The following is a 21,053-nucleotide window of genomic DNA, read 5'->3' on the forward strand; positions in this document are numbered from 1 at the left end:
CGCTTGGCGCTGCCGGCCTGTGACCGGGGCTGGCGAAATCGCGCAAAGGCCAAATGCCGGGCCAGCGCAATTGTGCCCGCGCAGCAGCCGTAGGCGTCCCCGCGATACGGCCGGCAGCAGGCTGCCTACACCCTCATTGGGATTGTCCAACACCGCCTGGCATCAAGCCAAACACCCGCGCCAGTCCTTTAATCCGGTACCGCCATCACCCCGCTCTTCAACAACGCCGCCACCAGGTCCGACTGCGTCACCATCCCCACCACCCGCCGCTGATCATCGATCACCGGCGCATGATGCAGCCCGCCGTCGGAGAACGCCTGCGCCAGTTCCACCATCGGCTGCTCGGGCCGCGCCGTGACCACGGCATGCGTCATCAGGTTGCGCACGGTCCCGGCCAGACGCCGTGCCCCGGTATCGCGCTGCGCAGCAAAAAAATCGCTTTGCGTGACGATCCCCACCAGCTTGCGCGTCGCATCCACCACCGGCAGCGCCTTGATGCGGTGCCGCGACAGCAAGTGCCCGGCTTCATGCGCGGGCTGGTCCGGCGTCACCGTGATCACGTCACGCGACATGATTTCGCCGCACAGCACGTTGCCAAAGTGACGGCGATACGCGCGCAGCTGCGCCGCCACCAGGATCTGCTCGAGGTCGTCTTCCTCGATATCCAGGAATTCGCCGCGCACCTTCAGTGCCGCATCCAGGTCCGCGCGGGTTACGCCCACGCGCTGGGTGGGTGGTACGTCCCGGGTGCCATGCTGCACCGCGGGCTCGGGCGGACGATGCGGATAGCGCCGGCGCGACAAGTTGTTGAAGGCCAGCGCCATCATCAGCAGCAGCATCGAGTTGAACAGCACCGGCACCGCCACGAAGCCGAAGCCCAGCGCGCTGACCGCCGGCCCGCCGAAGACCGCGGTGATGGCCACCGCACCGCTGGGCGGGTGCACGCAATGGAACTGGAACATCAGGGCGATGGCGACGGCTACCGCGACGGCGGCGGCGAGGCCGGGATCGGGGATCCAGCGCGCGCAGGCCACGCCGACCACCCCGGCGATCAGGTTGCCGCCGATTATCGACCACGGCTGCGCCAGCGGTGAGGCCGGCACCGCGAACAGCAGCACCGCCGAGGCGCCCATCGGCGCGACAAACCAGGGGTTGAAGCCGCCCAGGGTCTGGTGGCTGATCCACTCTGTGCAGAGCAGGCCCAACAGGGCGCCGAAGCAACTCTTGAAGCGCTCCTTGCGGCTGGCAGCGACCGGCAAGGGAACAAATGTGCGCAGCCAGGCACGGGCGTTATGCGCCAGGGCGGAGACGGGGGCGGTTGGCATTCTTGTAACGGGGGGCGCTTTGGAATGGTGCACGTAATATATCACGGGGTGATATATTTGGCCGCCTTTGGTGCAGCGCAATCCCGGTGGTGGGGCATGTCGCACCGCACCAGAGCATAGAACCGCAAGGAGCCCCCAAGATGTCGTCTGTCATGCCGGTCGAAAAACGCGACTATGCCGTCAACCGCCGCCTGCTGCTGCTGTCGGTAATCGCGCTGGGGATCGGCGCGCTCAGTACAGTGGCGGCGGATGTGCTGGTGAACCTGATCCGGTTTTTCACCAACCTGTTTTTCTACCAGACGCTGTCGCTGGCGGAGCGTTCGCCGGCGAACCATGCGCTGGGCGCGTGGGTGATCGCGGTGCCGGTGGTGGGCGGCCTGGTGGTCGGCTTGATGGCCCGTTACGGCAGCGACAAGATCCGCGGCCATGGCATTCCCGAGGCGATCGAGGCGGTGCTGTTCGGCAAGAGCAGGATGTCGCCGCGGGTGGCGGTGCTCAAGCCGCTGTCGTCGGGCATCGTGATCGGCAGCGGCGGTCCGTTCGGTGCCGAAGGGCCGATCATCATGACCGGGGGCTCGCTGGCGTCGCTGCTGGCCCAGTACCTGCACCTGACCGCGGGCGAGCGCAAGGCGCTGCTGGTCGCGGGCGCTTGCGCCGGCATGACGGCGATCTTCGGCACCCCGGTGGCGGCGGTGCTGCTGGCGGTGGAGCTGCTGCTGTTCGAGCTGCGCCCGCGCAGCCTGCTGCCGGTGGCCTTGGCATGCGCGGTGGCGGGCTTCCTGCGGCCGCTGCTGTTCGAGGCCGGACCGCTGTTCCCGCTGCAGACCGCGGCGGCGGGCACCCCGGCGCTGCTGTCGTGCGTGCTGGCCGGCCTGTTGTGCGGCGTGCTGGGCGCGGGCCTGACGCTGGCGCTGTACCGCACCGAGGATGCGTTCGCGCGCCTGCCGCTGCACTGGATGTGGTGGCCGGCGCTGGGCGGGCTGGTGGTCGGCATTGGCGGCTATTTCGAGCCGCGCGCGCTGGGCGTCGGCTATGACGTGATCGGCGACCTGCTCAACAACCGCATCGCCATCGAGATCGCGCTGGCGCTGCTGGCGGTCAAGGCCGTGATCTGGATCGCGGCGCTGGGCTCTGGCACCTCGGGCGGCGTGCTGGCGCCGCTGCTGATGCTGGGCGCGGGGCTGGGCGTGGTGCTGGCGCCGTGGTTGCCGGGCGGTTCGCCGCAGCTGTGGGCGCTGGTGTGCATGGCCGGGGTGCTGGGCAGCGTGCTGGGGGCGCCGCTGACCGCAATCGTGTTCGCCTTCGGGCTCACCCATGACACCCAGGCGCTGCTGCCGCTGCTGCTGACCACCGCGGTGGCGTACGGTTTCTCCGTGCTGGCAATGAAGCGCTCGATCATGACCGAGAAGATCGCCCGGCGCGGCCTGCATATCTACCGTGAATACAGTGTCGATCCGCTCGAGCGCGCCCATGTCGACGAACTGATGACGCGCGAGGTGGTAGCGATCGACGCCGACCTGCCGGTCGCGGACGCCATGGTGCGCTATTTCGGCGAGCACGCCGCGCATCGCGCCTACCCGGTGGTGGCCGACGGGCGCGTGCTGGGCATGCTCGAGCGGGCCGCCATACGGGGCCTGGCCGCCGGTGAAGTGCCGCCCGGCCTGCGCTGCCGCGACCTGCTCAGCGCGCCCGCGCATGTGCTGCTGCCAGGCCAGACCGCGCGCGCCGCCGCCGGCAGCATGGCGGCGCTGAGCGTGGCGCGCCTGCCGGTGGTGGAAAGCGTGGAAACCATGCGCCTGGCCGGCATCGTGTCGCTGCGCGACCTGCTGCGCCCGAGCGGCCACGTGTTCCATGAAGAATCGCGCCGCGAGCGCCTGCGCGGCCGCGCCGCCGCCTGAAGCGGCGGGGCCTGAGCGGCCTTACTTGTAGGTCGACAGCAGGATGCTGGTCTCGGTGGCGCTGATGCCGTCGATCAGCCGGATCCGGTCGAGCGCGCGGTCGAAGGCCTCGAGCGTGTCGGCGCGCAGCTCGGCGATGATGTCCCAGCGGCCGTTGGTGGTGTGCAGCGCCTGCACGTTGGGCTCGCCGCGCAGCGCCTGCAGCACGGTGCGGGTCTTGTTGCCGTCGACGGCGACCGTCATCCAGGCGCGGATGCGGTGCGCCTCGGCCTCGGGCCGCAGGCGCACGGTGTAGCCGACGATGAGCCCTTCCTGTTCCAGTTTGTCGATGCGGTTCTGCACCGTCGCGCGCGATACGCGCAGCGCCTGCGCCAGTGCCGTCACCGGCGTGCGCGCGTTGTCGCGCAGGAGGGAAATCAGCTGCTGGTCGGTGGCATCCATGGGGCGGGGCGGGGATAACTGGCAAAGCGCCAGGGGCACGTGGCATTTTACTTAATGGTAGGCGCAAACTGGGCAGTTTGCTGGCTTTTGGCTAACGCGGACTTACACCAGAATTCAATCGAGCGATGGATTTCCCGACGGAATTCCACCGCCCCGCCACGCTAACCAGGAGCCGCCGTGATCCAGACCCCGACAATTTTGCTAGTCGAGCCCACCTTCTACGACGTGTCTTACAGCATCAACCCGTGGATGGACCCGGCTGCGTGGGCGCGCGATCCGCACGGCATGCACCGCAATGCGATGCAGTCGTTCCACGCGCTGCGCGACGCACTCGGGCGCGCGGGCTTGGCGGTGGAGGTTGCGCCCGGCGCGCCGGGACTGCCCGACATGGTGTTCCCGGCCAACGCCGCCGTGGTGCTGGACGGGCGCGCATTGCTGGCGCGCTTCCGCTATCCGCAGCGCCGCGGCGAGGAAGCGCCGTTCGCCGACATCTTCGGCAAGCTGCGCGAGCGCGGCCTGCTCGACGAAGTCGCGCTGCTGCCGGAAGGGTGCTACCAGGAAGGCGCGGGCGATTGCATCTGGGACGCGGGGCGCGGCCATTTCTGGGCCGGCTTCGGCCCGCGTTCGTCGCACGAGGCGGCGCTGGCGGTGTCACGCTATTTCGGCAGGGACGTGGTGGCGCTGGAGCTGGCCACCGAGCAGAGCTATCACCTCGACGTGTGCTTCTGCCCGCTGTCTGGCGGCGAGGTGCTGTACTACCCGCCGGCCTTCAGCGCAGCGGCGCTGCGCGAGTTGCGCGCGCGCGTGCCGGCGCGGCTGCGCATCGAGGCCAGCGCCGACGACCTGCGCCATTTCAGCGTCAATGCGGTCAACCTGGACGACCAGGTGGTGATGACCCGCACCACGCCGCACTTGCGCACCGAGCTGGGACGGCGCGGCTACCAGTTGCATGAGGTCGACCTGTCGCCGTTCATGCTGTCGGGCGGCGGCGCCTATTGCATGACCCTGCGGCTGGACCGCAGCAGCGGTCGCGGCGTCGCCGCGGCGGCCGCCTGAACGCAGGGAGAGGGTCATGAAGAACACCGTCCGATCATTGTTTCTCGATGCCACCGACGTCGCCCGGCTGGTGGCCACGATCGGCCCGCAGGCGGCCATCGTCGACCTAGCCGTGCAGGTGCGCCAGGCGTTCGCGCGCTGGGCCGATTTCGACAAGTCCGCGCGGCTGGCCAGCCATTCCGCCCGCGGCGTGATCGAGCTGATGCCGGTCAGCGACGGCAGCCAGTATGCCTTCAAGTACGTCAACGGCCATCCGCGCAATGCACAGCACGGCATGCCCACGGTGATGGCGTGCGGCCTGCTGGCCGAGGTGGAGACCGGCTTCCCGCTGATGCTGGCGGACCTGACGCTGGCCACCGCGCTGCGCACCGCGGCCACTTCGGCGCTGGCGGCGCGCGCCATGGCGCGGCCCGGCGCGGGGACCATGGCGCTGATCGGCAATGGTGCGCAGGCAGAGTTCCAGGTGCTGGCCTTCCATGCGATGCTGGGCGTGCGCGAGATCGCCGCCTATGACATCGACCCCGCCGCCAGCGCGCGGCTGATGCGCAATCTTGCCGCCGTGCCCGGCCTTGCGATCCGGCGCGCGGAGTCGATCGAGGCCGCGCTGGCCGGCGCCGACATCGTCTCGACCGTCACCGCCGACAAGACCCGCGCCACCATACTGACGCCGGAACTGGTGCGGCCCGGCATGCACCTGAACGCGGTCGGTGGCGATTGCCCCGGCAAGACCGAGCTGCATGCCGACATCCTGCGCCGCGCGCGCATCGTGGTGGAGTACGAACCGCAGACGCGCATCGAGGGCGAGATCCAGCAGTTGCCTGCCGACGCGCCCGTGACCGAGCTGTGGCAGGTGCTGGCCGGCCAGGCCCCTGGCCGCGCCGCGGCCGACGAGGTGACCGTATTCGATTCGGTGGGGTTTGCGCTGGAAGACTATGCCGCGCTGCGCTGGCTCTACGCCGCGGCGCAGGCGCACCGCGCCGGCACCGCGGTAGAACTGGTGGCGATGCCGCCCGATCCGCGCAACCTGTACGGCTGGATGCTGGCGCAGGCGGATGGCGCCGGCGCCGGCCGGCCAGTGCCACGGCCGGCGGCAGTGGCCTGAAGCGTGACCCGGGGCTTCAGGCGGCGCGGCCCATCATCAACTGCGCCCGCAGGAAGCCCTTGACCTCTTCGAGCGAGGGCGTCTTCAGGAACACCATGATGCCCCAGTGCTGCAGGGCATCGGCCACGCCGTCATAAGCCTGGCGGTTGGTGATGACGGCGAAGATCACGTGCTGGCTGGCGAAAAAGTTCTGCAGCTTCTCGACGGTGGCCGACTCGGCATCGTTGAGCTCGTCGACGTAGTAGAGCACCACGCGCGGATGCTCGCTGACCGAGGTAATGACGGTGTCGAGCACATCGTCCACCACCACGCTCTTGAGAGGAAGGCCCCATTTGGCCAGCTGGCCGTGGATGCGCTGCGCCTCCTGGTGGTTGGGATGGAACACCACAAGGTCGAGCCCGTGCGGCGACGCCGACTCGGGTCCGATGCGCGTCGCCAGCAGGCGATGCACGGTTTCCTTGTGGATGCGCCGATGGCCGCCGTTGGTCTTCCAGGCCCCCAGTTCGCCGCGCTCGACCATCTTCTGGACGGTGCCCAGTGAGACGTTGAGCAGTTTTGCCGCTGTCCGCGTGCTGTAGTAAGGCTTTTCAGCCAGTGCCGGATCAAGTTTCATCCCATCACCCGTAGTCCATAGGCAGTCGCGCCGTCATGGCGCACGCGGCCCCTGGCACTGGCGCCGCGCGTTTGTCACTGCCAACAGTTGACTGACCCTGTGTGCCCGGCCCGCTCCCCCGCCGGCCAGGCTGCTTTTTGTGGTTGTTTTGATCTTTTGTGCATTTCCAGCAAGCGCAGCGCGATCCCCAATGTTGGAGGTCTCGATGCTGGATTTGCTGGAAGCTAATAATATGCCGCAAACGACAAAGTATCTGTAGGAAAAAACATAAATCTGCGGGGCTTTTGTTTTTTAACGCACATTGAGTGCGTTGTGATGACAACAGGCTGTCAGTGCAGACCTGCCAGCTTCGTCATGGTTCCCATGACTGCAATGTCTGCAGCGCATGCTGAATTCAGCGGGTGCTTCACAGCTTCACAATCCGTGCTTGCGCACCTTGTCGAACAGCGTGGTCTTGGCCACGCCCAGCGCTTCGCTGGCGCGACTGAGGTTGCCGTCGTGGCGGCGCATGGCGTCGGCAATCAGCGCGCGCTCGAACTGCTCGACGGCCTGCGCCAGCGGCATGGCCTGCGGTGCGGTGGCGCCCTGGCCCGGGTTGCAGCCAAGCCCCAGCACATGGCGCTCGGCGAGGTTGCGCAGCTCGCGCACGTTGCCGGGCCACGGGTAGGCCACCAGCGCCGACAGTTCCGCGGGCGTGGCCGGCACCGCGTCGCGCTCGAAGCGCAAAGCGGCCTGCGCGACGAAATGTTCAAACAATGCCGGCACGTCCTCGCGCCGCTCGCGCAGCGGCGGCAGCTCCAGCGTGATCACGTTGAGGCGGTAGTACAGGTCGGCGCGGAACTGGCCGGCATCGGACAGCGCGCGCAGGTCGGCCTTGGTGGCGGCCACCACGCGGGTGTTGACCGGCACCGGCTGGTTCGAACCCAGGCGTTCCACCACGCGCTCCTGCAGCACCCGCAGCAGCTTGATCTGCAGCGGCATCGGCATGCTCTCGATCTCGTCGAGAAACAGCGTGCCGCCTTCGGCATGCTCGACCTTGCCGATGCGGCGGCGCGCGGCGCCGGTGAAGGAGCCGGCCTCGTGGCCGAAGATCTCGCTTTCGAACAGCTGCTCGGGCAGGCCGCCGCAGTTGATCGCGACAAAGTTGCGCGCGTGGCGCTGGCTGGCTTCGTGCAGGCAGCGCGCCACCAGTTCCTTGCCGGTGCCGGTCTCGCCGTGGATCAGCACGTTGGCGTCGGTGCCGGCCAGGTCGGCGATCAGCCGCCGCAGCCGCTCGACCGCGGGCGAATGGCCGATCAGCCGGGTTTCGAGCTTCTCGCGGCCCGCCAGCCGTTCTCGCAGTTCTGATACTTCCAGCGCGAGCCGGCGCTGCTCCAGCGCGCGGCGCGTGGCATCCACCAGCTGCTCGGGCGAGAACGGCTTTTCCAGGAAGTCGTAGGCGCCTTGCTTCATCGCCTGCACCGCCAGCCCGACGTCGCCGTGGCCGGTGATCATGATCACCGGCAGCGCGGGGTCGCGCGCGCGCAATTGCGCCAGCAGCGCCATGCCGTCCTGGCCAGGCAGGCGGATGTCGCTGACCACCACCCCGGCGTAGCCGGGGCCAGCCTCGCGCAGCGCGGCCTCGGCGCTGCCGACGCCGCGCGTGGCAATGCCTTCCAGGCGCAGTGCCTGCTCGCAGCCCAGGCGCACGTCGGCATCGTCTTCGACCACCAGTACGGTCAGATCAGCCGGCATGTTCGGCATCCTGTGAATGGGATTCCAGCACCAGCGGCAGCACCAGCGTGAAACAGGCGCCGCCGTCCGGATGGTTGGTGGCGGACAGGCTGCCGCCGTTCTCGTTGAGGATGCCGGCCGACAGCGTCAGCCCCAGCCCCAGCCCCAGCCCGGCGGGCTTGGTGGTGAAGAACGGTTCGAACAGCCGCGCGAAGGCTTCCTCGGACAGGCCGGCGCCGTTGTCGCGCACGGTCAGGTGGACCATGCCGCCGGCCACGTGCGCATGCAGCGCGATGCGCGGGCCGGGCTTGCCGGCCACCGCGTCGAGCGCGTTGCCGAGCAGGTTGACCAGCACCTGTTCCAGGCGGTTGGGGTCGCACACCACCGCCAGCGCCGGGTCGACATCGCGCTGGAGCGCCGGCTGCACCGCGTCGACGCGGGTCTGCAGCAGGAACAGCGCGTTGTCCACCGCCTCGGCCAGCTTCGCCTGGCGCCTGCCGTTGCCGGCCTTGCGCGCGAACGACTTGAGCGCGCCGGTGATGCGGCCCATGCGCTCGACCAGGCCGATGATGGTGTCGAGGTTGGCGCGTACCGTGGCGTAGTCGCCGCGCTCGAGGAACTTGCCGGTATTGCCGGAGATGGTGCGCAGCGCCGCCAGCGGCTGGTTCAGCTCGTGCGCGATGCCGGTCGACATCTGCCCGACCGCGGCCAGCTTGCCGGCCTGCAGCAGCCCGTCCTGGGCCTGGCGCAGCACGGTCTCGGCACGGATGCGCTCGGCGACTTCAGCCTGCAGGCGCTGGTTGGTGGTGGACAGGTCGGCGGTGCGCTCGGCCACCTTGCGTTCGAGTTCGCTGTTGGCCGCCTCCAGCGCCGCGCGCGCCGCCAGGCGCTCGTTGATGATGCGCCGGCGCACGTTCCAGGCCGCGCCCAGCAGCAGCACGAAGGCGGTCAGCACGCCGGCCAGCGCCGCGGTGTTGAGCGCGGCCACGCGCGCCTGCGAGGTATTGGTCAGCAGCGTCAGCTGCCAGTCGGTGCCGGGTAGCGCGGCATGCTGGGCCAGCATCGGCGGGCCGCGGCGCAGTCGCACCAGCTCGTCGCTGCTGCTGCCGTTGCCGTTGTCGAGCTTGCGCACCAGGTCCAGCGGCAACTGCGGAAGCGGCGCGCGGTTGTACTGCAGGCTGCGCGCCAGGCGCTCGCGCGCCTCGGCCGACAGCGGGCGCAGCGCGGCCAGCTTCCACGACGGGTCCGAGGCCAGGATCACCACGCCGTTCTCATCGGTCAGCAGCATCTGGCTGTCGGCGCCCTGCCAGCGGTTTTCCAGCGGCTCCAGCCCGATCTTGACCACCGCCACGCCGACCGGGTTGTCGCGCTCGCCCAGCGGCGCCGACAGGTAGTAGCCGGATTCGCTGCGGGTGGTGCCGACGCCGTAGAAGCGGCCCAGCTGGCCCTCCATGGCCGAGCGGAAATACGGGCGGAAGCTCAGGTCTTCGCCGAGATAGCTGTCCGGGCGCTGCCAGTTGCTGGTGGCCAGCACCTTGCCATGCGCATCCAGCACGTAGATCACGCGCGTGCCGGCGCGGGTATTGAGGGCGCTCAGGTATTCGTTGGCGCGCGCGGTGCGCGCGGCGTCGTCGGGGCGCAGCAGCAGCGCGGCGATGCGCTCGTCCAGCGACAGCAGGCCGGGCACGTAGTCGTAGTGCGCCAGCTCGCTTTCCAGCGCCTGCGTGTACAGGCGCAGCTGGACCTGGCCGCGTTCGGCCTGGCGCGCCAGCGCGCTGTCATAGGTGTAGCGGTAGCCGAGCGCGCCGGCCAGTCCGACCAGCACGGCCAGCGCCAGCAGCGCCAGCAGCGGCGCGGCGCCGCGCAGGCCGTGGGGCAGGCGCGGGCGATTGGCCGCGGCGGGGGCAGCGGGGGCCGCCGAAGCCGCTGGGCTGGCGGCGGCGCGGGGGGTATCGCCGGGAGGGTGTAGCGGGCCGGTCATCAGGTGTTGGGCGAGGCAGGTGGCATAGCCGCCGCGCCGGCAATGGCTGGAGCCGGGCGCGGGAGCCTACTTTTACCACACCAATGGGGGGTGCCGGCCGCCGCAATGCAAAAAGGCCCGGTTGCCTGATCGGCAACCGGGCCCCTGGCACGCCAGGCGGACAGTGTTACTTGGCCGCCAGGGCCTGGGCAGGTGCCAGGCCGGTGGTGGTATCCGCGGCGGGTTCATCCTCCTCGGACGTTACCGGCGCGCCGATGGCGCCTTCGCTTTTGGCGACGACGGCGGTGGCAATCGCATTGCCAAGCACATTGGTCACGGTGCGACCCATGTCGAGTACGTGGTCGATGCCCAGCACCAGCAGGATGCCGGCCTCGGGCAGGCCGAACATCGGCAGCACGGCGGCGACCACCACCAGCGAGGCACGCGGCACGCCGGCGATGCCCTTGCTGGTGACCAGCAGCACCAGCAGCATGGTGATCTGCTGGCTCAGCGACAGCTGGATGCCGTACACCTGCGCCACGAACAGCGCGGCAAACGAGGTGTACATGATCGAGCCGTCCAGGTTGAACGAGTAGCCCAGCGGCAGCACGAAGTTGGTGATGCGCTCCTTGACGCCGAAGCGGGTCAGCTGGTCGATCACCTTGGGGTAGGCCGATTCGCTGCTGGCGGTGGCGAAGCCGATCATCAGCGGTGCGCGCATCCCCTTGAGCAGGCGGAACACGTCGCGGCCCAGGAAGCAGTAGCCGCCGGCGATCAGCGCCATCCACAGCAGCGCCAGCGCCAGGTACAGGCTGCCCAGCAGCTTGGCGTAGACCACCAGCACGCCCAGGCCCTGCGCGGTGATCACGGCCGCGATCGCGCCGAACACGCCCACCGGGGCGAACGCCATCACGTAGTTGGTGACCTTCAGCATCACGTCGGCCAGGCCCTCGATGCCCTGCAGCACCGGCTTGCCGACGCCGTCCTTGACGGTGCCCAGCGCAAAGCCGAAGAACAGCGAGAACACCACGATCTGCAGGATCTCGTTGTTCGCCATGGCCTCGACGAAGCTCTTGGGGAACATGTGCGCGATGAAGTCGCGCAGGTTCAGCGCCCCGGTCTTCAGGTTCGAGCTGGCGTCCGCCGCCGGCAGCGCCAGGTTCATGCCGTGGCCGGGCTGCAGCAGGTTGGCCATGACCAGGCCGAGCAGCAGCGAGGTGACCGAGGCACCGATGAACCACATCATCGCCTTCATGCCGATGCGGCCGACGGCGCGGCCGTCGCCCATGCTGGCGATGCCGGCCACCAGCGTGGCGAACACCAGCGGGCCGATGATCATCTTGATCATCCGCAGGAAGATGTCGGTCAGGATGGACAGGTGGTTGGCTATCGATTTGGCAGTGGCGGCGTCCGGTGCCAGGTTGTGCGCGGCGGTGCCGGCCAGCACGCCTAGCAGCATCGCAATGAAGATCAGGGTGGGCAGTCGATTCAGTTTCATCGTGGATCAGGCCTGTGCGACCGTTCCCGGTGACGGGACGGGCGACTGTGTATTGCAGGAAGGCTGGGCGACGTCGGGGCGCCGGGCCGGCCGTGTCAGGGTTCAGCGCGGCAACAGGTGCCGGGGGTGCGCCGGGATGGCGACGGGGGTGGGCAAGGCGGGGTCGGTCATGGGTGTGTCCTCCTTTGTTTTTTGGCATCGGCCGGGACGCTGGGGGCGTGCCGGCGTACCTGTCTGGCGCTGTGAGCGGCGGCCTATATTGCACGCGCCGTGCCAGCGCGAAGGTCGCGCGGAGGCGGTGCAAGCTCTTGAATGCAAAGGAGAAAATGATGTGATGCCGGCGCACGGTTCGGGAAACCGGATCGGATGCGCGGAGGGGCGTTCGGTAATCCGAACGTGCGGATAGGTGTAAACCCGAGGGATTGGGTAGTGACAACGACCGAAAGAGAGCGGGTTTGCTCCCTCTCCCCGTGAGGGGAGAGGGAGTACACCGTCGGGGCGTTGGCGGTGGTGGTGGTTTCAGCCGCCCAGCAGGCGATAGCACAGCCTTGCCGCGACCCGGGCGCCGCAGCCGTCACGGTCGTACCGCGGGTTGAACTCGGCAAGGTCCGCCACGCGCAGCTTGCCGCTGTCGCGCAGCAGCGTGGCGATGGCCTCGACCACCGCCAGCGGCACGCCGTAGGCGGCCGGGGCCGAGACGCCGGGCATGACTGCGGCGGGCAGCACGTCGAGGTCGATGCTCAGGTAGACGTGGTCGGCATCGGCAACCCAGCGCTCCAGGTCCGCCAGGCGCGCGTCGAGGTGGCGCTCCTGCATGTCGGTGTCCTCGACATGGCGCACGCCCAGCGCGTGCGCGCGCGCAAACAGCGCGGCGGTGTTGGACAGCCGGCTGACGCCGAGGCAGGCGTAGTCGAACGGCAGCCCGCGCTGGCGGCAGTCGGCGGCGATCTGGTCGAAGGGCGTACCGGAGCTGCCGGGGCGGCTGGCGCGCAGGTCGAAGTGCGCGTCGAGATTGACGATCAGCACGCGGCCGCGGTCGCCGCGCGCGTCCAGGTGCATGCGCAGACCCTGCCACGTGCCCCAGGCCACTTCATGGCCGCCGCCCATCACCAGCGGCCAGGCGCCGACCGCCAGTTCGGCGGCCACGGCTTGGCCGAGCCGCTGCTGCGCGGGTTCCAGCGCATCGCCTTCGCAGTGGATGTCGCCGCCGTCGATCAGGCGGCCGATGCCGTGTGCCGGCACGCCGGCCAGCGCGCGGCGAATCTCGCGGGGGGCCGCGGCTGCGCCGGAGCGACCCTGGTTGCGTACCACGCCGGCGTCGCAGCAGAAGCCCAGCAGCACCGGCACGCCGGGCGTGCGCGGTGTGGCGGGGCCGGCGACGATATCGAACAGGCGGCGCGTGTCGCCGGCCTCGCCGGTATCGCGGCGGCCGCGCCAGACCGTCTCGTGGCCGGCGGCGGCCGTGGCGGCCGCGGCGTCGGTCGCCGGCGCGAACTCTGCCAGGTCGCTCATTTCAGCCGGCGCCCCAGCGTTTCGGGCACCATCAGCAGGCCGAGCAACGACACCAGGCCGCAGCCGATCACGTACAGTGCCGGGGCGTTGGCGTTGCCGGTGGCCTGGATCAGCTGGGTCGAGAAGTACTGGGCAAAGCCGCCGAAGATGGCGATGGCGACGCAATAGGCGATCGACAGGCCGGTGGCGCGCAGGCGCTTGGGCAGCACCTCGCTGACCAGCACCATCGACGCCGGCGCGGTCATCGACATCGGCACCGACAGGCACGCCACCACCACCAGCAGCCGCGCCAGCGAGGGCTCGGCATTGATCAGCACGAAGGCCGGGTAGACCATCGCCAGCAGCGCCACGCGCGACCACAGCACCACCGGCTTGCGGCCGACGCGGTCGGCCAGCCAGCCGGCGAACGGCGACAGCGCCACCTGCACCGCCGCGGCGACGCAGCCGGCCCAGATGCCCAGCGACAGCGGCATCTTCAGCACGCTGACGGCGTAGTTGCTGAGGTAGTAGACGACGATATAGGTGGAAGAGGCCAGGCCGATCATCAGCAGGATGCTGGCAAAGACCTCGCGCGCATGCTGGCGCAGCAGCGGCCATTGCGCGGCGTGCTCGCCGTGGTGCGCGGGCGTGGCGGTCTCTTCCAGGCGGCGGCGGATCAGCAGGCCGACCGGGATCACCAGGATGCCGATCAGGAAGGCCAGGCGCCAGCCCCAGGATTCCAGCTCGGCCGGAGCCAGCAGGTTGCTCAGCACCAGGCCGGTGACGGCGCCCAGCAGCGCCGCCAGGCCCTGGCTGAAGGGCTGCCAGGCGGTATAGAAGCCGCGCGTGCGGTCGTCGGCGTATTCCAGCAGCAGCGCGGTCGACGCGCCCATCTCGCCGCCGATGGCGAAGCCCTGCACCAGCCGCGCGATCACCACCATGATCGGCGCGAGGATGCCGATCTGCGCGTACGACGGGGTCACCACAAAGATCAGCGAGCTCAGGCCCATCAGCCACAGCGTCAGCGCAACCGCGGGCTTGCGCCCGGCGCGGTCGGCGTACATGCCGATCAGCAGGCCGCCGAGCGGACGCATCAGGAAGCCGACGCCGAAGGTGGCGAACGACATCAGCAGCTGGCCGGTGGGGTTGTCGACGGGGAAGTACAGGCGGCCGATCAGCGTGGCGAAGAAGCTGTAGACCACGAAATCATAGAATTCGAGGCCGTTGCCGATGGTGATGGCGGCAATGGCGCGGGTGCGCGACAGGGCTGGAGTGTGGGCGCCGGCCTGGGCGCCGGCTACACCATCGTAGGCGGGCGCAGTGGTATTGGATGGCATGCGGATTGTCTCCCGGTGAGGCTTGGTGTAATCAGCTTGTTTTCTCCCCTCTCCCACGCAAGTGGGAGAGGGGAGAAAACATCAGGTTCTTGAGCTTTGCTCAGCCGCGCAGCATCGGCAGGTCCAGGCCCTGCTCGCGCGCGCAGTCGACGGCGATCTGGTAGCCGGCGTCGGCATGGCGCATCACGCCGGTGGCGGGGTCGTTGTGCAGCACGCGGGCGATGCGCGCGGCGGCTTCATCGGTGCCATCGCACACGATCACCACGCCGGAATGCTGCGAGAAGCCCATGCCCACGCCGCCGCCGTGGTGCAGCGAGACCCAGGTGGCACCGCTGGCGGTGTTCAGCAGCGCGTTCAGCAGCGGCCAGTCGGAGACGGCGTCGGAGCCGTCCTGCATGGCCTCGGTCTCGCGGTTGGGGCTGGCGACCGAACCCGAGTCGAGGTGGTCGCGGCCGATCACGACCGGCGCCGACAGCTCGCCGCTGCGAACCATCTCGTTGAAGGCCAGGCCAAGCTTGGCGCGCAGGCCCAGGCCGACCCAGCAGATCCGCGCCGGCAGGCCCTGGAAGCTGATGCGCTCGCGCGCCATGTCGAGCCAGCGGTGCAGGTGCGCGTCGTCGGGGATCAGTTCCTTGACCTTGGCGTCGGTCTTGTAGATGTCCTGCGGATCGCCCGACAGCGCGGCCCAGCGGAACGGGCCGATGCCGCGGCAGAACAGCGGGCGGATATAGGCGGGCACGAAGCCGGGGAAATCGAAGGCATTGGCCACGCCCTCTTCCTTGGCCATCTGACGGATGTTGTTGCCGTAGTCGAAGGTCGGCACGCCCAGCTTCTGGAAAGCCAGCATGGCTTGCACATGCGCGGCCATCGAAGCCTTGGCGGCCTTCACAACCACGGCCGGCTCGCGCTGTGCGCGCTCGCGGTATTCGTCCCAGCTCCAGCCGGCGGGCAGGTAGCCGTTGAGCGGGTCGTGCGCGCTGGTCTGGTCGGTGACCATGTCGGGGCGCACGCCGCGGCGCACCAGTTCGGGCAGCACTTCGGCTGCGTTGGCGCACAGCGCGATCGAGATTGCCTTGCCTTGCGAGGTGTAGCGGTCGATGCGGGCCAGCGCGTCGTCGAGGTCGGTGGCCTGCTCGTCGACGTAGCGGGTCTTCAGGCGGAAATCGATGCGGCTCTGCTGGCATTCGATATTGAGCGAGCAGGCGCCGGCCAGCGTCGCGGCCAGCGGTTGCGCGCCGCCCATGCCGCCCAGGCCCGCGGTCAGCACCCAGCGGCCCTTCAGGTTGCCACCGTAGTGCTGGCGGCCGGCTTCGACAAAGGTTTCATACGTGCCCTGCACGATGCCCTGGCTGCCGATATAGATCCAGCTGCCGGCGGTCATCTGGCCGTACATGGCCAGGCCCTTGGCGTCGAGCTCGTTGAAGTGCTCCCAGTTGGCCCAGTGGGGAACCAGGTTGGAGTTGGCGATCAGCACGCGCGGGGCGTCGCGGTGGGTGCGGAACACGCCGACCGGCTTGCCCGACTGCACCAGCAGGGTCTGGTCGTCTTCCAGGCGGGTCAGGGCCTCGACGATGCGGTCGTAGCATTCCCAGTTGCGGGCGGCACGGCCGATGCCGCCGTAGACCACCAGTTCCTTCGGGTTCTCCGCGACCTCGGGGTCGAGGTTGTTCATCAGCATGCGCAGCGGGGCTTCGGTCAGCCAGCTCTTGGCGGTCAGCGTGGTGCCGCGCGGGGCGCGGATCTCGGTGTCGCGGAAACGGGTGGATGGGGTGGTGGTCTGGGTCACGGGAAACTCCTTCGGACTTGCGGGTCTGGAACGCGCGCTTTGGGTCAACGCATAGGCATGTATATTCCTGTATATACAAGTTGGGTTGAATCGGGGTATTCCCGAAGAGCGTTGGCTGCAATTGTGTCGTTTGAGGCGCTTATGCGCGCGACCGGCGGCAGTCGGCGTCCAACCGCCTGCTCGATTACCTGGACCCGAGAGGCAGCGCGGCGACGGTGGTCGGGATCACGATCCGCGCAGCGTAAGGGCCAGCGCGCCGGCCGCTGCAAGGATCAGGACGTGAACCGGCCTTCCAGCCGATGCAGCGAACCGGGATGCACCAGCCGCACCGATGTCACCACGCGGCCGGCGGACCAGGTGCGGCGGCGGATCAGCAGGCACGGCTCGCCGCGTTCGATGGCGAGCAGCTCGCACTCTTCCGGCAGCGCCAGCACGGCCTCGACCACATGCTCGCCCTCGGTCAGCGGGGCGATGCGCGACAGGTACTGGTAAGGGGTTTCGCTGCTGAAGTCCTGCGCCAGGTAATCGGGGGCGACCACCGCATTGACATAGCGGTCTTCCAGCTGGATCGCCACGTCGTCCTCGTAGTGGACGATCACCGAATGGAATACCCGCGCTTCCAGCGCAACCTCCAGCGCCGCGGCCTGCGCCGGGCCGGCGCGCTCGGCCGCCAGGCTGATCACGCGGGCGCGATGGCGGTGCCCGCGCGCGGCGATGTCGTCGGCGATATTGTTGACCGCATACAGCGCGGTGCGCCGCTTGGGCTCGGCGACGAAGGTGCCGACGCCCTGCAGCCGCACCAGCATGCCCTCGGCGGTCAGCTCGCGCAGTGCGCGGTGCACGGTCATGCGGCTGACGCCGAGCGCCTCGACCAGCTCGGTCTCGGACGGCACGCGGTGATGGGGCGGCCAGCTGCCGTCAGCAATCCGGCTGCTGATGTGCTGCTTGACGCGCGCATACAGCGGCGCCGGCATCGGGTCGGACACGAGCGACAACGGATTCCCCTTGGTTTCGGCCAGGTGGCCACGCGAACAGGCGCCGAATGTATCACGGTCGCTGCGTGGGCAGACCGGCTGGCTATGAGGCCTGCGCGTTGCGCTGCGCGTAGCCGGCCAGGAACACGTCCAGCGCCACCGGCCGCCCGATCGCATAGCCCTGCGCGTAATCGACGCCGATCGTGCGCAGCGCATCGAGCGTGCGTTCGTCCTCGACCCACTCCGCCACCGTGCGCACGCCCAGGCGGTGGCCGATGTCGTTGATCGAGCTGACGATCTCGCGGTCCACGGCGTTGTCGGCCAGTTGCCGGATAAAGCTGCCGTCGATCTTGAGGAAGTCCACCGGGAACTGCTTCAGGTAGGCGAACGACGACAGGCCCGAGCCGAAGTCGTCCAGCGACACGGTGCAGCCGGCGCGCCGCATCTCCGCCACCAAGCGGTTGGCCGCGGCCATGTTGTTGATCAGCGCGGTCTCGGTGATCTCCAGCCGGATGCGGCTGGCGGGCAGGGCGCTGGCTTCCAGCTCGGCATGCAGGAACGGCAGCAGGAACGGCTCGCCCAGCGAGTTGGCAGACAGGTTGATCGATACCGACAGCCCCGGCACCGCGCCCAGCCGCTCGCCGTAGCCGCGCAGCACGTTGCGGATGACCCAGCGGTCGACGTGGCCCATCAGGTCATAGCGCTCGGCGGCCGGAATGAAGGCGCCGGGCAGGATCAGCTCGCCGTGCTCGTCGACCATGCGTACCAGGATCTCGATATGGCGGTGGCCGCTGCCGTCCTCGCCCGGTTCCGGCTGCAGCGCGCGGATCTCCTGCGCGAACAGGCGGAAGCGGTTGGCCTCCAGCGCCGAGTGGATGCCCGCGGCCACTTCCAGCTCGCGGTGGTGGCGGCGCGCGTCGCTTTCGTCGCGGCGGTATACCGAGACCCGGCTGCGGCCCGCGGCCTTGGCCGCATAGCAGGCCACGTCGGCACGGCTCATCAGCTCGCTGACCGGCGGCACGTCCAGGTCGATGGCGGCGATGCCGATGCTGGCACCGACGTCGTACACGCGCCCCTCCCACGGGAAGCGGCGCCCGCGGATGGCGTCGATCACGCCCTGGCACACCTGCTCGGCCTGGTCCACGGTGCAGTCCTTGAGCAGCAGCGCGAACTCGTCGCCGCCCAGGCGCGCCAGCACGTCGTCCGGTCGCACATGGTTGCGGATCATGTAGCCCAGCTCGCGCAGCAGCACGTCGCCGGCGCCGTGGCCGGCGGTGTCGTTGACGATCTTGAAGCGATCCAGGTCGATAAAGCACAGCGCCGCGCGATGGCCGTGCAGCCGCGCCGCGTCGCATGACTCGCGCAGCCGCTTTTCGAACCAGGTCCGGTTGGGCAGGCCGGTCAGCGCGTCGTGCATGGCCGAGCGTGCCAGCTCGCGCTGCAGCGCGCGTGCGGCGGTGATGTCCTGGAACACCAGCACCGCGCCCAGCACCTCGCCGCGCGCGGTCAGCACGGGTGCGGCCGAGTCCTGCACGTCGTGGCGCTCGCCGGTCAGGCTCTGCAGCACCGCGCCTTCCTGCAGGTAGGCCGGCGTCAGCGTGCGCAGGCAGGCCTCGACCGGGCTCGGGATGGGCTCGCCGGTGCTCTCGTCGACGATGCGGAAGACCCGTTCCAGCGGCAGCCCGCTGGCGGCGGCCATGGTCCAGCCGGTCAGCTGCTCCGCGATCGGGTTCATGAAGGTCACGTGCATGGTGGCGTCGGTGCAGATCACCGCATCGCCGATCGAGCGCAGCGTGATATGCAGGCGCTCCTTCTCCTCGAACAGCGCCTCGGTCAGCCGGCGCTGCTCGGTGATGTCCCAGTTGGTGCCCACCAGCGCCTGGGCGGTGCCGTCGGCGCCGCGGGTCGCCATCGCCATGGCGCGCACGTGGCGCACCTCGCCGCCCGGGCGCACGATGCGGTATTCGGTGTCGAACGCCGCCTCGCCGCGGATGGCCCGGCGCATCTCGCCGCGCACGCGGCTGACATCGTCCGGATGCAGCAGCGCGATCCATTGCTCCGACAGCGGCGCGCCGCCGGCGGGGTCGGTGCCGTGCAGCGCGTGCATGCGCGCATCCCAGGTGATGCCGGCGCCGGCCAGGTCCCACTCCCAGATGCCCACGCCGCCGGCTTCCACGGCCAGCTGGATGCGCCGCGACAGCCGTTCCAGCTCTTGCTGCGCCAGCTTGCGCGCATGGATGTCTTCCACCTGCGTGATGAAATGCTGCGGCTCGCCGGTCTGTTCATCGCGCACCAGCGAAACCGCCAGCAGCACCCAGCGATAGTGGCCGTCCTTGTGGCGGTAGCGTTTTTCCAGGCGATAGGCCTCGACCTTGCCCGACAACAAGTTGGCGACCTGGCGCAGGTCGCCGGTCAGGTCGTCGGGATGGGTCAGCTGCTGGTAGCTCAGTTCGCGCAGTTCGGCCGCGCTGTAGCCAAGCAGCTCGGTCATGGCGCGGTTGACGGTCTGCCAGCGCCCGTCCATGTCGACCAGCGCCATGCCGATGGCCGAATGCTCCATGGCCTGGCGAAAGCGCTTGTCGCTGCTGCGCAGGCTGGCGCGGCCGTGCCGGTTCTGCTCGGTCAGATAGGCGATGCAGACCGGCAGCACCATGATGACGGCCGCCGACAGCGGTACCGCTTCATGGCGGTGCGACAGCAGCATCAGCGCCTGCAGGCACAGCGTGGCTACCAGTGCCAGCAGCGCGGTGGCAAACGGATTGCCGGCCAGAGCCAGCAGCACCAGCGGCAGCGACATCGCCGCGAACGGGTCATGGCCCTGCCACTGCGCGAACGCGCCGATGGCCAGGCTCACCGCCAGCGCGCCTGCCTGCGGCGCCAGCATCGGCCGCGCGGCCGCGGCGCGCACGCGCACCCGGGTCATCGACAGCATCAGCGGCAGCAGCAGCGCCATGCCCAGCGCGCTGGCCTGCCACCAGGTCCACCACACCGGCGCGAAGCGGGCGCCTTCGACCGCGGCGATGGCCGCCGCGCCGGCGGTGGCGCCGACCGTCGGCGCCAGGATGCCGCCGACCGCCAGCATCACCGCGAACGCGGCCAGCGGGCCGTGGCGTCCGGTCACGCCATGCCGGTCCAGCAGGCGCAACAGCAGCAGCGCGGACAGTATCTCCGCCAGGTTGGCGCCGGTCAGCATCAGCGCCGTGCCGACGCTGTCGCCGGCGCCGTGGTTGGCCAGCACGCTGGCTACCAGCATGCCGGCCAGCAGCCATGGCGCCTCCGCGCGCGGCCGCTGCAGCAGCAGGCCCAGCCCGAACGCATTGGGCAGCCACACCGAGGCCACGGTACCGGGCAGCCGCGCCAGCCACAGCGCCGCCGCCGCCAGCACAAAGTAGCAGGCGCCGGCCAGCAGCAAGGGCAGCCAGCGGCGCGGCGCGGCGGAAGGGGCTGGGGCGGCCGGGTGGCTCGGCGGGGCCGTGTCGGGCGTCATGGACGAGAACGAGGCAAAGGCGGTGCGATGCGGGTTGGAAGGAGGCGGCGTGACCGGCGCGCCCGGCGGCATGCCCCCCGGAACGCCCGGACAGACTGCCGCCCAGCGTAGGGGCAATGTAGCGAAGATAAGCGCGTGGCCATTGGCAGGACAGGGGGCAGGTTGGGGGTTACTTGCCTCTGGTGTCGGGGGCGATTTTTTGGTAGGGGCCGCAATTCCGGTGCGAGCGGGCCGGTCCGGGCTGCCGCATGCCTCGCCGATCTGCCCCCGATCAGCCCGCCGATCTGCCGCCGATAACCTCCCCGGTAATCGCGCCGCCGCGCCCCCGCGCCGATCATGCAGCCATGGCCTGACGCCAGGCCCCGAGAGCCT

The 21,053-nt window shown here is 69.5% G+C and carries 14 protein-coding genes; 3 read left to right on the forward strand and 11 right to left on the reverse strand.

Annotation, left to right across the window (positions count from 1 at the left end; genetic code table 11):
• Positions 1 to 188 precede the first annotated feature (188 nt).
• Positions 189 to 1,325: an HPP family protein gene (locus tag MKD50_RS20040; protein ID WP_115706122.1), complete on the reverse strand. Its 1,137-nt coding sequence runs from the start codon at positions 1,323 to 1,325 to the stop codon at positions 189 to 191.
• A 140-nt stretch (positions 1,326 to 1,465) separates the two neighbouring features.
• Between MKD50_RS20040 and MKD50_RS20045 the strand changes: the two genes are divergently transcribed.
• Positions 1,466 to 3,223: a chloride channel protein gene (locus MKD50_RS20045; RefSeq protein ID WP_240073825.1), complete on the forward strand. Its 1,758-nt coding sequence runs from the start codon at positions 1,466 to 1,468 to the stop codon at positions 3,221 to 3,223.
• A gap of 21 nt (positions 3,224 to 3,244) precedes the next feature.
• On the opposite strand, the gene MKD50_RS20050 is transcribed toward MKD50_RS20045, so the two are convergent.
• A complete protein-coding gene (locus MKD50_RS20050; protein WP_115706124.1) occupies positions 3,245 to 3,664 on the reverse strand; it encodes an Lrp/AsnC family transcriptional regulator in 420 nt (139 codons plus the stop codon).
• Positions 3,665 to 3,841: 177 nt separating this feature from the next.
• On the opposite strand from MKD50_RS20050, the gene MKD50_RS20055 reads away from it, so the two are divergent.
• Both MKD50_RS20055 and ocd read left to right on the forward strand, forming a co-directional pair.
• Positions 3,842 to 4,720, forward strand: coding sequence for a dimethylarginine dimethylaminohydrolase family protein (locus MKD50_RS20055; RefSeq protein ID WP_240073826.1), 879 nt, complete (start codon positions 3,842 to 3,844; stop codon positions 4,718 to 4,720).
• Between the two features lie 16 nt (positions 4,721 to 4,736).
• On the forward strand, positions 4,737 to 5,822 hold the full coding sequence (gene ocd / locus MKD50_RS20060; RefSeq protein WP_115706126.1) for an ornithine cyclodeaminase: 1,086 nt from the start codon (positions 4,737 to 4,739) through the stop codon (positions 5,820 to 5,822).
• 16 nt (positions 5,823 to 5,838) lie between these two features.
• On the opposite strand, the gene MKD50_RS20065 is transcribed toward ocd, so the two are convergent.
• The 9 genes from MKD50_RS20065 to MKD50_RS20105 all read right to left on the reverse strand — a co-directional run bounded on the left by MKD50_RS20065 (position 5,839) and on the right by MKD50_RS20105 (position 20,681).
• Positions 5,839 to 6,435, reverse strand: a complete 597-nt coding sequence (locus tag MKD50_RS20065; protein WP_115679566.1) for a helix-turn-helix domain-containing protein — start codon at positions 6,433 to 6,435, stop codon at positions 5,839 to 5,841.
• Positions 6,436 to 6,849: 414 nt separating this feature from the next.
• The gene (locus tag MKD50_RS20070) at positions 6,850 to 8,169 is read right to left on the reverse strand and encodes a sigma-54-dependent transcriptional regulator (protein ID WP_115706127.1); all 1,320 of its coding nucleotides are present in this window, start codon (positions 8,167 to 8,169) and stop codon (positions 6,850 to 6,852) included.
• A complete protein-coding gene (locus MKD50_RS20075; protein WP_252668398.1) occupies positions 8,159 to 10,129 on the reverse strand; it encodes a sensor histidine kinase in 1,971 nt (656 codons plus the stop codon). The genes MKD50_RS20070 and MKD50_RS20075 overlap by 11 nt, the downstream gene beginning before the upstream one ends.
• A gap of 166 nt (positions 10,130 to 10,295) precedes the next feature.
• A complete protein-coding gene (locus MKD50_RS20080) occupies positions 10,296 to 11,606 on the reverse strand; it encodes a dicarboxylate/amino acid:cation symporter (protein ID WP_240073829.1) in 1,311 nt (436 codons plus the stop codon).
• Between the two features lie 519 nt (positions 11,607 to 12,125).
• Positions 12,126 to 13,118 (reverse strand): formimidoylglutamase, encoded by a 993-nt coding sequence (hutG, locus tag MKD50_RS20085; RefSeq protein WP_252668400.1) that lies wholly within the window; start codon positions 13,116 to 13,118, stop codon positions 12,126 to 12,128.
• The gene (locus MKD50_RS20090; protein WP_115706131.1) at positions 13,115 to 14,434 is read right to left on the reverse strand and encodes an MFS transporter; all 1,320 of its coding nucleotides are present in this window, start codon (positions 14,432 to 14,434) and stop codon (positions 13,115 to 13,117) included. The genes hutG and MKD50_RS20090 overlap by 4 nt, the downstream gene beginning before the upstream one ends.
• 100 nt (positions 14,435 to 14,534) lie before the next feature.
• On the reverse strand, positions 14,535 to 16,220 hold the full coding sequence (gene hutU, locus MKD50_RS20095; RefSeq protein ID WP_252668402.1) for a urocanate hydratase: 1,686 nt from the start codon (positions 16,218 to 16,220) through the stop codon (positions 14,535 to 14,537).
• 272 nt (positions 16,221 to 16,492) lie between these two features.
• Positions 16,493 to 17,194 (reverse strand): histidine utilization transcriptional repressor HutC, encoded by a 702-nt coding sequence (gene hutC / locus MKD50_RS20100; protein WP_172582611.1) that lies wholly within the window; start codon positions 17,192 to 17,194, stop codon positions 16,493 to 16,495.
• 103 nt (positions 17,195 to 17,297) lie between these two features.
• Positions 17,298 to 20,681 (reverse strand): diguanylate cyclase, encoded by a 3,384-nt coding sequence (locus MKD50_RS20105; protein ID WP_252668404.1) that lies wholly within the window; start codon positions 20,679 to 20,681, stop codon positions 17,298 to 17,300.
• Positions 20,682 to 21,053: the final 372 nt, after the last annotated feature.

Source organism: Cupriavidus mimosae, from assembly GCF_023952485.1.
In the GTDB taxonomy this organism is placed as follows: Bacteria; Pseudomonadota; Gammaproteobacteria; order Burkholderiales; family Burkholderiaceae; genus Cupriavidus; species Cupriavidus taiwanensis_C.

What these genes read in the sequence shown, in the direction of transcription:
- MKD50_RS20050 (WP_115706124.1), bottom strand. Translation starts at nt 3,664, where the DNA reads ATGGATGCCACCGACCAGCAGCTGATTTCCCTCCTGCGCGACAACGCG.
- MKD50_RS20040 (WP_115706122.1), bottom strand. Translation starts at nt 1,325, where the DNA reads ATGCCAACCGCCCCCGTCTCCGCCCTGGCGCATAACGCCCGTGCCTGG.
- ocd (WP_115706126.1), top strand. Translation starts at nt 4,737, where the DNA reads ATGAAGAACACCGTCCGATCATTGTTTCTCGATGCCACCGACGTCGCC.
- hutC (WP_172582611.1), bottom strand. Translation starts at nt 17,194, where the DNA reads ATGCCGGCGCCGCTGTATGCGCGCGTCAAGCAGCACATCAGCAGCCGG.
- MKD50_RS20070 (WP_115706127.1), bottom strand. Translation starts at nt 8,169, where the DNA reads ATGCCGGCTGATCTGACCGTACTGGTGGTCGAAGACGATGCCGACGTG.
- MKD50_RS20105 (WP_252668404.1), bottom strand. Translation starts at nt 20,681, where the DNA reads ATGACGCCCGACACGGCCCCGCCGAGCCACCCGGCCGCCCCAGCCCCT.
- MKD50_RS20090 (WP_115706131.1), bottom strand. Translation starts at nt 14,434, where the DNA reads ATGCCATCCAATACCACTGCGCCCGCCTACGATGGTGTAGCCGGCGCC.
- MKD50_RS20065 (WP_115679566.1), bottom strand. Translation starts at nt 6,435, where the DNA reads ATGAAACTTGATCCGGCACTGGCTGAAAAGCCTTACTACAGCACGCGG.
- MKD50_RS20075 (WP_252668398.1), bottom strand. Translation starts at nt 10,129, where the DNA reads ATGACCGGCCCGCTACACCCTCCCGGCGATACCCCCCGCGCCGCCGCC.
- MKD50_RS20045 (WP_240073825.1), top strand. Translation starts at nt 1,466, where the DNA reads ATGTCGTCTGTCATGCCGGTCGAAAAACGCGACTATGCCGTCAACCGC.
- MKD50_RS20080 (WP_240073829.1), bottom strand. Translation starts at nt 11,606, where the DNA reads ATGAAACTGAATCGACTGCCCACCCTGATCTTCATTGCGATGCTGCTA.
- hutG (WP_252668400.1), bottom strand. Translation starts at nt 13,118, where the DNA reads ATGAGCGACCTGGCAGAGTTCGCGCCGGCGACCGACGCCGCGGCCGCC.